Source organism: Citrobacter sp. Cpo015 (genome assembly GCF_030333035.1).
GTDB lineage: Bacteria > Pseudomonadota > Gammaproteobacteria > Enterobacterales > Enterobacteriaceae > Citrobacter > Citrobacter portucalensis.
In genome coordinates, this window is record NZ_JAOWGS010000034.1 from 1 (window position 1) to 13,584 (window position 13,584).

General features: G+C 48.9%; 22 protein-coding genes and 2 pseudogenes. 22 read left to right on the plus strand and 2 right to left on the minus strand.

Features of this window, described 5'->3' with window-relative positions; genetic code table 11:
• Together OGY67_RS13155 and OGY67_RS13160 are read left to right on the plus strand one after the other, a co-directional pair.
• Positions 1-388: DUF2514 domain-containing protein (locus tag OGY67_RS13155; RefSeq protein WP_286497469.1), on the plus strand; the 388-nt coding region annotated here is incomplete at its 5' end.
• Positions 385-615, plus strand: a complete 231-nt coding sequence (locus tag OGY67_RS13160; protein WP_286497470.1) for a hypothetical protein — start codon at positions 385-387, stop codon at positions 613-615. The genes OGY67_RS13155 and OGY67_RS13160, both read left to right, overlap by 4 nt.
• Positions 616-690: 75 nt before the next feature.
• On the opposite strand, the gene OGY67_RS13165 is transcribed toward OGY67_RS13160, so the two are convergent.
• A complete protein-coding gene (locus OGY67_RS13165; protein WP_213083834.1) occupies positions 691-864 on the minus strand; it encodes a YnfU family zinc-binding protein in 174 nt (57 codons plus the stop codon).
• 141 nt (positions 865-1,005) lie between these two features.
• Here OGY67_RS13165 and OGY67_RS13170 point away from each other — a divergent pair, with 141 nt between their 5' ends.
• The 6 genes and pseudogenes from OGY67_RS13170 (at position 1,006) to OGY67_RS13195 (ending at position 2,868) form a co-directional block, all read left to right on the plus strand.
• Positions 1,006-1,203, plus strand: coding sequence for a hypothetical protein (locus tag OGY67_RS13170; protein WP_044700634.1), 198 nt, complete (start codon positions 1,006-1,008; stop codon positions 1,201-1,203).
• A 28-nt stretch (positions 1,204-1,231) separates the two neighbouring features.
• Positions 1,232-1,396, plus strand: a pseudogene (locus OGY67_RS13175) (DUF2514 family protein); the annotation flags it as partial.
• A 378-nt stretch (positions 1,397-1,774) separates the two neighbouring features.
• Positions 1,775-1,987, plus strand: a complete 213-nt coding sequence (gene cspG / locus OGY67_RS13180; protein WP_000066494.1) for a cold shock protein CspG — start codon at positions 1,775-1,777, stop codon at positions 1,985-1,987.
• Between the two features lie 10 nt (positions 1,988-1,997).
• Positions 1,998-2,186 (plus strand): cold shock small protein YmcF, encoded by a 189-nt coding sequence (gene ymcF, locus OGY67_RS13185; protein WP_057069020.1) that lies wholly within the window; start codon positions 1,998-2,000, stop codon positions 2,184-2,186.
• A gap of 73 nt (positions 2,187-2,259) precedes the next feature.
• On the plus strand, positions 2,260-2,490 hold the full coding sequence (locus OGY67_RS13190; RefSeq protein ID WP_000756041.1) for a hypothetical protein: 231 nt from the start codon (positions 2,260-2,262) through the stop codon (positions 2,488-2,490).
• A gap of 204 nt (positions 2,491-2,694) precedes the next feature.
• The gene (locus OGY67_RS13195) at positions 2,695-2,868 is read left to right on the plus strand and encodes a GnsA/GnsB family addiction module toxin (protein WP_001100119.1); all 174 of its coding nucleotides are present in this window, start codon (positions 2,695-2,697) and stop codon (positions 2,866-2,868) included.
• A gap of 372 nt (positions 2,869-3,240) precedes the next feature.
• Here OGY67_RS13195 and OGY67_RS13200 read toward each other — a convergent pair whose 3' ends face one another.
• Positions 3,241-3,780 (minus strand): cytochrome b, encoded by a 540-nt coding sequence (locus OGY67_RS13200; protein ID WP_286574038.1) that lies wholly within the window; start codon positions 3,778-3,780, stop codon positions 3,241-3,243.
• A 275-nt stretch (positions 3,781-4,055) separates the two neighbouring features.
• Here OGY67_RS13200 and OGY67_RS13205 point away from each other — a divergent pair, with 275 nt between their 5' ends.
• The 14 genes and pseudogenes from OGY67_RS13205 to OGY67_RS13270 all read left to right on the plus strand — a co-directional run bounded on the left by OGY67_RS13205 (position 4,056) and on the right by OGY67_RS13270 (position 13,437).
• Entirely contained in the window at positions 4,056-4,418 is a 363-nt protein-coding gene (locus OGY67_RS13205; RefSeq protein WP_047715729.1) for an HNH endonuclease, read from the plus strand.
• A gap of 233 nt (positions 4,419-4,651) precedes the next feature.
• Positions 4,652-5,149 (plus strand): phage terminase small subunit P27 family, encoded by a 498-nt coding sequence (locus OGY67_RS13210; protein WP_003832359.1) that lies wholly within the window; start codon positions 4,652-4,654, stop codon positions 5,147-5,149.
• Positions 5,146-6,873, plus strand: a complete 1,728-nt coding sequence (locus tag OGY67_RS13215; protein WP_286574039.1) for a terminase large subunit — start codon at positions 5,146-5,148, stop codon at positions 6,871-6,873. The genes OGY67_RS13210 and OGY67_RS13215 overlap by 4 nt, the downstream gene beginning before the upstream one ends.
• Complete coding sequence (locus tag OGY67_RS13220; protein WP_003832363.1) at positions 6,867-7,046, plus strand: hypothetical protein; 180 nt, start codon at positions 6,867-6,869, stop codon at positions 7,044-7,046. The genes OGY67_RS13215 and OGY67_RS13220 overlap by 7 nt, the downstream gene beginning before the upstream one ends.
• Positions 7,046-8,305, plus strand: coding sequence for a phage portal protein (locus OGY67_RS13225; RefSeq protein WP_286574040.1), 1,260 nt, complete (start codon positions 7,046-7,048; stop codon positions 8,303-8,305). The genes OGY67_RS13220 and OGY67_RS13225 overlap by 1 nt, the downstream gene beginning before the upstream one ends.
• Positions 8,306-8,341: 36 nt before the next feature.
• Positions 8,342-9,261, plus strand: a pseudogene (locus OGY67_RS13230) (S49 family peptidase).
• A gap of 72 nt (positions 9,262-9,333) precedes the next feature.
• Complete coding sequence (locus tag OGY67_RS13235; protein WP_044700568.1) at positions 9,334-10,620, plus strand: phage major capsid protein; 1,287 nt, start codon at positions 9,334-9,336, stop codon at positions 10,618-10,620.
• Between the two features lie 97 nt (positions 10,621-10,717).
• Positions 10,718-11,095: a hypothetical protein gene (locus OGY67_RS13240; protein ID WP_044700565.1), complete on the plus strand. Its 378-nt coding sequence runs from the start codon at positions 10,718-10,720 to the stop codon at positions 11,093-11,095.
• Positions 11,076-11,393, plus strand: coding sequence for a head-tail connector protein (locus OGY67_RS13245; RefSeq protein WP_003832371.1), 318 nt, complete (start codon positions 11,076-11,078; stop codon positions 11,391-11,393). Before OGY67_RS13240 ends, OGY67_RS13245 begins: the two co-directional genes overlap by 20 nt.
• Positions 11,390-11,740, plus strand: a complete 351-nt coding sequence (locus OGY67_RS13250; RefSeq protein ID WP_044700562.1) for a phage head closure protein — start codon at positions 11,390-11,392, stop codon at positions 11,738-11,740. The genes OGY67_RS13245 and OGY67_RS13250 overlap by 4 nt, the downstream gene beginning before the upstream one ends.
• Entirely contained in the window at positions 11,709-12,098 is a 390-nt protein-coding gene (locus OGY67_RS13255; protein ID WP_046670528.1) for a hypothetical protein, read from the plus strand. Before OGY67_RS13250 ends, OGY67_RS13255 begins: the two co-directional genes overlap by 32 nt.
• Positions 12,095-12,496, plus strand: a complete 402-nt coding sequence (locus OGY67_RS13260; RefSeq protein WP_044700558.1) for an HK97-gp10 family putative phage morphogenesis protein — start codon at positions 12,095-12,097, stop codon at positions 12,494-12,496. Before OGY67_RS13255 ends, OGY67_RS13260 begins: the two co-directional genes overlap by 4 nt.
• 33 nt (positions 12,497-12,529) lie before the next feature.
• Positions 12,530-13,012, plus strand: coding sequence for a major tail shaft subunit (locus tag OGY67_RS13265; RefSeq protein ID WP_044700555.1), 483 nt, complete (start codon positions 12,530-12,532; stop codon positions 13,010-13,012).
• A 62-nt stretch (positions 13,013-13,074) separates the two neighbouring features.
• Positions 13,075-13,437, plus strand: a complete 363-nt coding sequence (locus OGY67_RS13270) for a phage tail protein (RefSeq protein ID WP_044700554.1) — start codon at positions 13,075-13,077, stop codon at positions 13,435-13,437.
• Positions 13,438-13,584: the final 147 nt, after the last annotated feature.

The following is a 13,584-nucleotide window of genomic DNA, read 5'->3' on the forward strand; positions in this document are numbered from 1 at the left end:
AACAGCGAACGCGCAGACCGCCGCCCGCATGATTGAGCAAGGGCGCATAATTGCCCGTGATGAGGCTGTAAAAGATGCACAAGCGCAAGCCGCTAAATCTGCTGCCACTGCTGCTGGCCTGTCTGCCACTGTTAACCAGCTGCGTACCGAAGCAACAAAGCTTGCCACCCTCCTGGACGCCGCAAAGCATACCGCAAATCTTGCCACTGCCGTCAGAAGCAAAACAGCCGGAGCCGACGCCGCAGTGCTCGCCGACATGCTTGGACGCCTTGCAGAAGAAGCTCGATATTATGCTGAACGATCTGACGAACGCTACCGGGCAGGAATGACGTGTGAGCGCATTTACGACTCAGTGAGGCAGTCAAACAACAACAGGGTTAGACGATGAACGCAGAAAACCTAAGTGAAGCGTATTACCTCAATAACGATATAAAAGAACTACAGCGTCAGAAAAGCATACTGGAAAGTGGTGCCGGACTTGGTGTGACAATCCAGTCTACCTATCAGGATAACGCCTTTCTTGATGCCATACGCCCGCATGCAGTGGCTGAACTTGATCGCCGTATTGTGGAGAAGAAAAAAAACCTCTCCACTCTGGGTGTTACATTCTCTTAAATGAGAACAACAATAAAAGGTTATGTCTGCTTTGCCACATTCTGAGAGTATGAGTTTTATTTGGTAGTCAATCAGTTACTTTATTGGTTTGCTTTCCGATGGAAGATAGATGTTTCCACAGAAGGGGCAAATTAACGTTATATTGTTTTTTATTCTCGACAGACTGTGCTTTGACTGGCGGGAGCAATGAGGACAAGTACTTTTCACATGGCGTAAAGTACGCATCTTGATATCTTTGAGTATCGACATGTTTATTGTCCTGGTGGGCGGTTAACAACCATACACCACATGTTGGCTAATAGCTTCTTTTATAACCGTTACGATGTAGTCGTTAGCCATAATCAATCAAGCCTCGCAATAGCGGGGCTTTTTAACAACTGAGGAATGAGCATTACAGTAGTTCTTACAGCTAAGCAGATTGAAGACCTGGCTGCCTTCGCAAAAGAAGATGGCCAGCCACAATACACCATCACTACCGGAACAATCCCTGAGTTCGAAGCGGATGATGGCGAGGTTATCCCTGAGTACACCGGGCTGATTGCCTATTCCAAGTCGCTAGAGCATAGCGTTCTACAGCTCGATAACTAACGAATCAACAAAACTTTCCATCCGCCATGACACCACAATGCTCGTAGACATGCCAGGAAGCCTGACAGAAGAAGCTCGATACCATGCTGAACGCGCTGATGAAAACTACCGGGCAGGAATGACATGTGAGCGGATTTATGAGTCCGTAAAAATACTAACAATGAACCGTAGAGGAAAAATAATAGCTCTATAAATTAAGATGTTGACGGTTTTCGTGGATAAAATTGTGAATTTTTACTATGAAGGAAATACGACTCTTCCTTGAGTCAAAATCCCTGACAACTTAGGGTGATAGATAAAGGTCTTACGCAGCATGACATAATTTTCGATTTAAGCTATTTAAATTAATTTTTATGATCAAAACCCACTGAGATTTACTTACAAAACTAAACCTTGCTATGTTTGGTTAATCATGCGTTAATGAATGTCTGGTTTGTAACGAATTTATCTGAAGCAGTCGCTGTAATAATTTTATTCCTTGTTCCTGTTGAGATTTCCTTGTTAGCTTTTCTCTCTGATAATTTTTTTCGGACCATTCTGCCCAAGGGCTTACTCAATAAAGGTAATGTTTATGTCTAATAAAATGACTGGTTTAGTTAAATGGTTTAATCCTGAAAAAGGTTTTGGTTTTATCACTCCAAAAGATGGTAGTAAAGATGTGTTTGTTCACTTCTCTGCTATCCAGAGTAATGATTTCAAGACGCTGAATGAGAATCAGGAAGTTGAATTTAGTGTTGAACAGGGACCTAAAGGCCCCACGGCAGTTAATGTCGTGGCTGTATAAGGTAACTGTTATTACTAATAATATTCACTTCAGATGTCCGTGTTGCCACGGATCTCAGTACCGAACGTCAAACTTTGATGTTACTGAAAAAAATCCTTTCGGAGCAAAATGTATTTTTTGCAAATCAACAATGATTACATTTGATAATATTGCACTGTACATTCGTTCTGGTCAGTCTTCGTTAGAATTCAGAAAATAAATTTCAGGCTCCTTATGGAGCCTTTTTTGTATGCTGAACCGACAATCTCTGTAAGAGACATCACGGTAAAATTATGAAAAAAGTCATCGTTTTTTTTAATGCAGAACCTGCAGTTGTTGTAACCGTAATGAAAGGTATTACTACGATAATGCGTGAGTTTCCCAATGGGGAAAAAGCACACCTACCCGTGATGTCAGCGGGATTTCCATCTCTGACAGGAGACCATAAAATAGTTTATGTAGCCTCTGATCGTGATGTCAGTTCAGAAGAGATCCTCGAGGCAGCATCGAAGCTTTTGAAATGAGATCTGGTTGTTTCGTGACCGACCCGGATTTTAGTACAGTGGTTTGTGTGGTCGCGAGCTCTTTTGTATGAAGATTGTACTGCAAACTATTGATAATTGAGTCTTTCTATTCTATCTTTTAAACATATCAGCGCTTATACAAGTGCTCTACGGGGAATGTAACATGCTTGGCGTTGATACGTTAGAGATCAAGAGAGGTAAACAATGAACGTCGAAGATTTAAAAAGAAAAACTGAAGCGGATATTTCTGAATTCATCACAAAAAAAATTATTGAACTCAAAAAAAAGACAGGAAAAGAAGTTTCCGATATCCAGTTTAATGCTCGTGAAAAAATGACTGGGCTTGAAAGCTATGATATTAAAATCACATTAATCTAATTGTTATAAGATTCAGTTCGAGTGAAAAAGCATTATCTTGAAAGGTAATGCTTTTTTATTTCTGTCATAAAATTTAGAACGTTGTCAAAGCCTTCACTTCTAACCACAGATTTTCTGCTTACCTTTTAACGGGTCCTCCTTGACGATTCTGACCATCGAGGGGCAGCAGCGGCGCGGGATTTGGAGCATTTTTGATTCTTCACGCAACCATTTCAGCATTTGATGCTGATGACGGAACACTATCCCCGAATACACTGGGTTTGTTGCATTCTCTGATTCAAAAGAACACGGTGTGCTTCAACTTGGCTGAGCAGGCATTACAGCAGACATTCACTGAGTGCCTGCTGTAATGTTAAACATTAAAATTTGTATTTATTTCTTATCGTTACAATCAGGGATCATCCTCAAAAGAGTGTTATCTTTCTGGACGTAGTGATGGAATAACGCTGCACCAGCATGCGCTGCGATTAAAAAATATCCGATGTTTGCCAGTGTTTCGTGAGTATCTTTGATAAGTGATTTTGTTTCCCCGTCAGGAGTAACGAACGATGCAACGTTAAAACCTAATAAACTCCAGTCCTTTCCACCGTAAGCCATAATTGCAATACCTAATAATGGTAGAGCCAAAAAAGAAATGTACAGCAGGATATGCATTATTTTAGCAGCCACCATCTGCCAGGCTGGTGGGGGGGGAGTGATAGCTGGATCATGATACTTATGTTTAATAATTAATCGTATTATCATTAAAAACCAGACAAACACCCCAACATTGTAATGTGTTTCTTTCATGAGAAGGTAGGTGTTACTGCCTTTGGGAAACCAGCCACGAAGCTCCATAGCTGCATAGGTTATCGCTATTAATATCAGGGTTAGCCAGTGTAAGCGAATCTGAAGTTTTGAGAATTTGACCATTATTCTTGCCTCAAACGGTGTATTACATCGACCATAAATCATGAAGCTTAACAAATCCTTATTTTTGTTGAGAGATTAAGAGTTTGTTATTCCAGCGATCTCACTTGAATGTTTTGATAATAATTCTCATTTTTATTTCTTTCTGATAATCCTTGATGTTACGGGGCAAGAACCACGCTGATTCTCGCTATTTATGAGAACTTTCAATCAACTACTGGTTCATTTTTACTTTCCGCCTATTACACAATTTGTATCCAACAAACAGGACTATGCCGATGCCAGCACGTGCTAAACGCCCATGCCGACACAAAGGGTGTGCGGCAATCACCAACGATGTCAGCGGATATTGTGACCAACACCGAAAGCAGCATGCTGGTGACGGCTGGCGGAATTATCAGTCAGGAAAGAGCAGACAAGAACGTGGATATGGGCGGCTCTGGGAAATTAAACGAGCGCGTATCCTTCAGCGTGATAAATACCTGTGTCAGAACCATCGCCGGCAGAAGATAGCGAAGAAAGCGGAAAGCGTTGACCACATCATTCCAAAAGCTCATGGCGGTACTGATGACGATTCCAACCTTGAGTCGTTGTGCTGGGAATGCCACAGAGCAAAGACAGCAAGAGATCGTATTCGATGAGTTATGCCCATTACATATACTGTGGGCTGAGTGGCTATTTTTCGAATTCCTGTTCGCACAATGCGAGCAGTTGTAGTCGCCGCAATCTGAATTACGATTTTCATCTCGATTAAATCAGACGGATGTCTGGGGAAGGGGGGATCAAATCCCTGACTCCTTTCGCACTTCAGGACTGCCCGCTTCCTCGCATTTTTATACCCGCGAAAAATGAAATTTAACCAGGAGTGTCGCTTATGGCTGGAACGGCGGGGCGTTCCGGGCGTCGCCCCAAGCCAACGGCGCGCAAGGAGCTGGCAGGGAACCCCGGCAAACGAGCCCTGAATAAAGAGGAACCTGTATTCACACCGATTAAAGGTGTGGCACCACCTGACTGGTTTTCTGAGGATGATGGTCTGCCAATGGCGGCCGTCATGTGGGAACTGACCACGAAAGAATTATGTGGACAGGGATTACTGTGTGTTACCGATCTTGCCGTACTTGAGCGCTGGTGTGTTGCATATGAGTTCTGGCGCAGGGCGGTTAAAAATATCGCCAGAGAAGGGCTGACTATTACTGGTGCTATGGGGGGGAAGATAAAAAACCCTGAGCTAACCGCAAAGAAAGAGCAGGAATCGGAGATGAGCTCTACCGGCTCCATGCTTGGCCTTGATCCCAGCAGTCGACAACGCCTAATCGGCCTTGCCGGACAGAAGAAAACCTCTAACCCATTCCTGAAGATGATCAACTCATGAGCCGGAAATCGTACCCCAACGTAAACGCCGCGAATCAATACGCCCGCAACGTTGTGCGGGGGAAAATTCCGGCGTGCCAGTTTGTCATTCAGGCCTGCCAGCGTCATATCGATGACATGGCGGCTGAAAAGAGTAAGAAATTTCGTTACCGCTTCGATAAAGACATGGCAGAAAAGGCCGCGAAATTTATCCAGTTGTTGCCACATACAAAAGGAGAGTGGGCATTCAAGCGGATGCCGATCACTCTGGAGGCATGGCAACTGTTTATTGTGTGCTGCGCCTTTGGCTGGGTCCAGAAAGGGTCGAAGCTTCGACGATTTCGCGAGGTTTACACGGAGATACCGCGTAAAAATGGGAAATCAGCTATTTCGGCAGGTGTGGCGCTGTACTGTTTTACCTGTGATAACGAGTTTGGCGCTGAAGTATATTCCGGGGCCACAACTGAAAAACAGGCGTGGGAAGTATTCAGACCAGCTCGTCTGATGTGTAAGCGCACCCCGCTGCTGGTGGAAGCGTTCGGGATTGAAGTTAATGCGTCCAACCTGAACCGGCCAGAAGATGGCGCGCGTTTTGAGCCGCTGATTGGTAACCCTGGGGACGGCGCTTCACCGCACTGTGCAATTGTTGACGAGTATCACGAACATCCCACAGATTCGCTCTACACCACTATGCTGACGGGTATGGGGGCGCGGCGACAACCACTAATGTGGGCGATCACGACGGCGGGTTACAACATTGAGGGTCCATGCTACGACAAACGGCGTGAAGTGATTGAGATGCTGAACGGCACAGTACCGAATGAGGAATTGTTCGGCGTGATATACACCGTCGACGAGGGGGATGACTGGACCGATCCTAAAGTGCTGGAAAAAGCTAACCCGAATATGGGCGTGTCGGTCTATCGTGACTTTCTCCTCAGCCAGCAACAGAGAGCTATTAATAACGCCCGTCAGGCTGGTGTATTTAAAACTAAACACCTCAACATCTGGGTTGCAGCCCGTGCCGCTTTCTACAACCTGGTTTCCTGGCAGAACTGTGAGGATAAGACACTTACGCTGGAGCAATTCGAAGGACAGCCATGTGTTCTGTCTTTCGACCTGGCGCGCAAGCTGGATATGAACAGTATGGCGCGGTTGTTCACCAGGGAAATTGACGGCAAGACACATTACTACAGCGTTGCTCCCCGCTTCTGGGTTCCCTACGACGCAGTATTCAGCGTTGAAAAGAACGAAGATCGTCGTACTGCGGAGCGATTTCAGAAATGGGTTGAAATGGGACTGCTTACAGTTACTGATGGCGCTGAAGTTGATTACCGCTACATCCTTGAAGAGGCCAAGGCGGCAAACAAGCTCAACCCAGTCAGTGAGTCACCGATTGACCCTTTCGGCGCGACGGGGCTTTCACATGATCTGGCTGATGAAAGCCTTAATCCGATCACTATTGTTCAGAACTACACCAATATGTCTGATCCGACGAAGGAGCTGGAAGCCGCCATTGAGTCAGGCCGCTTTCATCACGACGGGAACCCGATTATGAGCTGGTGTATCAGCAACGTCGTCGGGAAGTATTTGCCCGGTAATGACGATGTGGTTAAACCCATCAAAGAGCAGAACGAAAACAAAATCGATGGCGCGGTTTCGCTGATTATGGCAATCGGACGGGCAATGTTGAATAGCCGGGCGAGTAATTCATCCGTTTACGACGAGGAAGATGTGTCATGCTAATGACATTTTTAAGTTTTTTTATCGGCCTCGCCGGAGCCGCGTTACTGTCTGCCGGTGCCTGGCTTATTTCACCTGCAGCCGGGCTTATTACTGGCGGTTCAATCTGCCTGCTGTGGTCATTTTTAATCGCGAAATCAATGTCTGCCAGCGTAATTAAATCAGGGGGTGAATAATGTTCATTCCCCTGATGTTTCGGGGTAAATCTCAGTCTGGTGGTAGTTTCTGGCAGGCGATGCTGGGTGGTGTGAGTTCCAGCCAGAGTAAGGCGGGGATCATTATCACTTCTGAAACCGCAATGGCGTTATCGGCGGTCCGGGCATGTGTAACGCTTCTGGCAGAATCGGTGGCGCAGCTGCCGTGTGAACTTTACAGGCGAGGCGCTAACGGAGGCCGTGAACGGGCGACTGACCACCCTGTTTATGATCTGATTCATTCCCAGCCCAACAAAAAAGACACTTCATTTGAATACTTTGAACAGCAGCAGGGCCTGCTTGGTCTGGAGGGGAATTGCTACTCGATCATCGACAGGGACGGGAAAGGTTTCCCGAGGGAATTAATCCCGGTTAATCCCAAAAAAGTCATCGTCCTGAAAGGGCCTGACGGGATGCCCTATTATGAACTCCCCGAAATTGGCGAAACGTTGCCAATGCGCATGATGCATCATGTGAAAGTTTTCTCGTTGGATGGTTATATCGGTAGCTCTCCAATCCAGACGAACGCAGACGTTCTTGGGTTAAGTCTGGCGGTGGAAGAGCACTCTTCTCAGGTTTTTCGCCGTGGCTGTACGATGAGCGGCGTTATTGAGCGACCAAAAGACGCCCCGACGATCAAAAGCCAGGATGCTATCGACCGCCTGCTGGCAAAGTGGACGGACAGATATTCCGGTGTCAGAAACGCCTTCTCTGTTGCATTGCTTCAGGAAGGGATGAGCTACAAGCAGTTATCTCAGGACAATGAGAAAGCGCAGCTGTTGCAGTCCCGTCAGTGGGGCGTGGAGGAAGTGTGCCGACTCTATAAAATCCCGCCTCATATGGTGCAGATGCTGGCGAAAGCCACGAATAACAACATTGAGCACCAGGGGCTGCAGTTTGTGATGTACACGCTGTTGGCCTGGCTGAAGCGTCATGAAGGCGCATTAATGCGCGATCTGCTTTTACCCAGCGAGCGCAGTGATCTGTACATAGAATTCAATGTCTCTGGCCTGTTGCGCGGGGATCAGAAGTCGCGTTATGAATCTTATGCATTAGGCCGCCAGTGGGGGTGGTTATCGGTTAATGATATTCGCCGCATGGAGAACCTTCCACCCATCGCCGGAGGGGACAAATACCTGACGCCTCTGAATATGGTCGACAGTAAACAAATCTTACCTGGCAATAACACGCCAACAACTAAACAACTGGCAGAAATCAACTCTATTCTGTCCAGAAACTGAATATCACCCGCAGTGCGGGCTGACCCGGTAAACATCATGACAAAAAATTTAATTAATCTGCCGCATCTGGCGGCTATGGTCTTTGGTGTACCACATTACGTGACACGACAGACAATGGATTCTGTAAAAGCTGTGCTGGTTCCCCGTATTCAGGGATTATCAGAAGAGGCTGGAATTCACATGACGCAGGAGCCTGATAACAATCAGGCGCCAGATTTGGTTCAACCAGCTGGTGGAATGGCAGTTATTCCTGTTCACGGCATTCTGGTTCCGCGTCGTGGGCAAATTACTGCAATGTGTTCTGAACTTACCAGCTATGAGCGCATACGTAGCCAGGTGCATGCTGCATTAAATGACCCTTCCATCAGTGAAATTGTGCTGGATATAAATTCTGGTGGTGGTGCGGCGGTTGGATGCAAGGAACTGGCCGATTATATTTTCCAGTCACGTCAAACTAAGCCTATTACTGCAATTGTGAACTACAGCGCCTATTCTGCGGCTTACTTTATCGCTTCGGCCTGCAGCAAAATTGTAGTCAGCCAGACCAGTGGAGTCGGCTCGATTGGAGTGATTATGGAACACCTGGATACTTCCAGGATGGAAGAGCAAATGGGGTTAACATTCACCACGATTTTTCGGGGAGATAACAAAAATAACGGTACACAACATGAGCCACTGAGTGAAGACGCTCGGGGAATGTTCCAGAGGATGATTGACGATATGTACGAGACGTTATTACCTCTGTAGCGGAATACCGGAATCTTGCCCCTCAGACGGTGATTAACACGCAGGCCGGAATCTATTTCGGCGCTGATTCCATTTCTGCTGGTCTTGCCGATGAAGTTTCGGATCCTCAGTCTGCGATTAATGCCATTGCAGCAAAGTACAAACAACCTCAACGAACCACTTCCATAAAGTTGCAGGCCGCCGCGATGGACCTGCAAACCAGAATGTGACCCGGCGCTAACGCGTCATTACCAGAAAGCAGCCTGTTGGCTGCTTTTTTTATGCAAAAAAGAGAGAAAACTATGCCACAGATTGAAGAATTGCGTCGTGAACGTGCGGGTATTAATCAGAAGGTTCAGGTACTGGCGGCAGTAGAAACTGGTGGCGGTACGCTGACAGCGGAGCAGTTAACCGAATTTGCCAGCCTGCAGCAGCAGTTCACGGATATCAGCGCCAAGATTGAGCGTCTGGAAGCGGCTGAACGTGCTGCAGCGCTTGTCGCCAAACCGGTTAAAGCCACACAGCAGGCTCCTGGTATCAGCATTAAGGCAGAGCCAAAGCAATATACCGGCGCAGGCATGACCCGTCTGGTGATGTCGATTGCGGCAGCACAGGGTAACGTCCAGGGCGCTGCAAAATTTGCAGCTGAAGAACTGAATGACCAGTCTGTCTCGATGGCCATCAATACTGCCGCCGCGTCAGGTGGCGTTCTTATTCCACAAAACCTCCACAGCGAGGTGATCGAGCTGCTGCGCGATCGCACTATCGTTCGTAAGCTGGGCGCGCGCTCAATTCCGCTGCCGAACGGCAATATGGCGCTGCCGCGTCTGGCCGGTGGTGCGACGGCGAGCTACACCGGGGAAGGCAAGGATGCGAAAGTATCAGAAGCCCGCTTTGATGATGTGAAACTCACTGCGAAAACCATGATTGCGATGGTGCCAATCTCCAACCAGTTGATTGGTCGTGCTGGCTACAACGTGGAGCAGCTGGTCCTGCAGGATATTCTGACCGCGATTTCTGTTCGTGAAGATAAAGCCTTTATGCGCGATGACGGTACCGGTGATACGCCTGTCGGTATGAAAGCGCGGGCAACTGAGTGGAACCGCCTGCTGCCGTGGGAAGCTGCTGCAGAGGTTAATCTGCAGACGATTGATACCTATCTCGACAGCATCATCCTGATGGCTATGGACGGCAACAGCAACATGATCAGCTGCGGCTGGGGTATGTCGAACCGTACCTACATGAAACTGTTCGGTCTGCGCGACGGTAACGGTAACAAGGTCTACCCGGAAATGGCCCAGGGGATCCTGAAGGGATTTCAGATTCAGCGTACCAGCGCTATCCCGGCAAACCTCGGTGACGCAGGCAAAGAGTCGGAAATTTACTTCGCTGACTTTAATGATGTGGTTATCGGTGAAGACGGCAACATGAAGGTGTCGTTCTCGCAGGAAGCCTCCTACCAGGACGGGGATGGCAATCTGGTTTCCGCGTTCTCCCGTAACCAGTCGTTGATCCGCGTGGTGACGGAGCACGATATCGGCTTCCGTCATCCGGAAGGTCTTGTTCTCGGGACAAAAGTGCTGTTTTAACCGGTCCTGCACTCTGTGCGACCACGGTCGCACAGCGTAAAAGCACGTAATTCCCCAGGCCCGCAGCAGCGGGTTTTTTCTTTTCAGGAGCAAAACGATGACGACGAAAGCGGCAAAAGCAGCGGCAGCGGCGGCTGCAGCCGGTGATGTGAAAAAGCCGGATGAACTGACGCCGGAAAATACAGTGGACGGGGATGGCGGTCAGAATACTGCAGCGGGTTCAGGTGATACAGGTGTTGATCTGACCGGAAGTGAAACAAACGGGGCCACGGGCCTGACGGGAGCAGAAGTGGCGCGGAAAGCGGTTTTTTTCCTGGGACCCTATCATCGTTATTCACGCGGTGATACGGCCTGTTTTGATGCTGAGTATGCAGAGAAACTGGTTGAACGCCATATTGCGGTATGGCCAGAAGATGCGGAAAAGGCGCTGAGTCCCCGCAAGGGAGCCGATGACCATGATACTGACATTGGATGATGTGAAAACCCAGCTCCGTCTGGAGCCGGATTTCACGGAGCATGACGACATGCTCACTAAAATGGTGGCGGCTGCGCAAAAGAGTATTGAGCGTGACTACTACTGCAAACTGGTGGGAAGCGATGACGAACTGCAGGCGCTGCCGGAAGGGGTACGCGGTTTTGTGGCGGATGAAGATATCCAGCTGGCCATGCAGTATCTGGTCGGGGATGCGTATCTGAATGGTTTCACCGGTCAGTGGCTGGAGACGGCTGCGGTCCGGCACCTTCTTTTCCCGTTGCAGGAGAACACCGTATGAGCCTGAAGCCGGAAGAGATGACCTGCCGTCTTTCGATTGGGTATATGCAATCCGGCCGGGGGCCGCTGGGTGAACATCTGCCGGAACAACTGGTCGCGACCGGGAAAGCCTGGGCGAAGCGCGAACTGGTGTCGGGCAGAAAGGTCCGCACACTGGATCAACTGCAGGTTGTTGAAACGTGTCTTTTTACCACTCATCCGAACCTGAATATTGATATCGACTGGAAAATAACAACGTCTGACCGGATTTATACCGTTCGTAACGTCGAACGTCTTGCGGACCGCATCATCATCACAGGGGAGGCAGACGCACGTCATGATCGAGCTGGCATTAAAGACAGCACTTGAACGCCTGACCGGGCTGAATGTTTACCCTCTGCTCCTGCCTGATGAGTTGCAGGAGGGGATTACTTACCAGTGTATCTCGGATCCGGAACTGTACGCCGGACTGTTGCGCACAGGCCTGATTGCGGGGCGCTTCCAGATAGCGATTCATCTGCTTAATGACTACACCCGCCTGTTACAGCTGGATAAGAAAATCAGCGCGGAATGGACCGCTATCGTGCATGGCCATCTGGAGGGTTTTCCCGTGCAGAATGTGGTCCGGGGTGGAATACAGCAGAGTAAAACGGTACTGACCAGCGGCAATATTCAGTACCGGCTCGTGCGGGATTTCACCTTTCACTACCGGGACGCCTCACCATGATCACTATGGACGTAAAAGGGCTGGACGAGCTGGAGCGGCAGCTTACTGCGCTCGGTGAAAAGGTCGGCATGAAGGTGTTACGTGATGCAGGGCGTGAGGCGCTGAAAGTGGTTGAAGAAGACATGAAACAACATGCCGGCTTCGACGATGCGTCCTCTGCAGAGCATATGCGTGATTCCATCAAAATTCGTTCATCCACCCGGAAAGGTAGCGGAAATACGGTGGTCATCCTTCGGGTTGGCCCCAGCAAAAAGCATTACATGAAAGCGCTGGCCCAGGAGTTCGGTACGGTGAAACAGGTTGCCAATCCGTTCATCCGTCCGGCACTGGATTACAACGTCCAGCAGATTCTGCGCATTCTGACCGTAGAAATCCGCAATGGCATTCAGAACAGGTAGCAACCGCTGCCCACTATTTAAGAGAGAATCATTATGGCTGATGAAAATAACACGCCAAAATCATCCCCTGAGTATGCAATGCTTCCTGCCGGGACGGTGGTGAAGTTTGGCGAAGTAGGGGCCGCAGTGGCGGCGCTGAAACCTCTGATTAACTGTAAGGCGCTGGGCGCGACAGGTCAGACGGGAGGATTTGTCGACTGTACCACCCTGCTGGACAAGAGTAAGCAGTCGGTGTCAGACCTGCCGGAAGGGCCGGAGAAATCGCTGGGATTCATTGACGACCCGGAAAACGAAGATTTCACCGCGTTCCTCAATGCTGCAGAACAGCGTAAGACCGTTCAGTTTTATGTTGAGTTGCCGAACAAACGAACGGCTTCAATGATCCTTGCGCTTTCAGGCTGGCAGATGAACGAAATCACAGCGCCTGCCAGTGAAGTTATCCAGATTACGGTGCAGGGTAAGCAAAACAACATTAAATGGGGAATTGCCGCCCCGGCGCCAGATGCCGGCGCGTAATCCGTTTCCCGTTACACACCGCCTCCGGGCGTTTTTTTTTCGTTTGAAAAACAGGATACATCATGTCTGAATTTAGCCTCTCCGAACTGAAAAAGGCCCTGCTCAGCGCAAAACCCTCTCCAATTAAAACCGAAATCTTCGGTACAAAGGTTTACCTTCGCCGGCTGACGGCGGCTGAGCTTATTGATCATGAAGATGCGCTCATCGAGGCACAGACCTCTGGCAACGCCCGCATGGCGTCAGAGCTGAGCGTACAGATTGTTATCGACAGTCTGGTTCAGCCTGACGGCTCCCCGATTAAAGCCAAAGACAAACCCACGGCGAAGGAGCTGCTGGCGGCACACGATAACGTTGCGCTTCTGGATGCCATCGACAAAGTGAAAAAGCACGGCATCGGTAAGCTGGAAACCGCCGAAAAAAACTGAGTGACTCGCCCTGGCTGGAGCTAATTTTCTGGCTGGCCGACCGCTGGGGCGAGCCTGACCCGTCAAAAATTGCGGCGCTTCCGGCTGACACGCTTTTTCACTGGCGTGCTTTCTTCCTCAAACAGGGCATTTTCAAAAAGCCTTCGC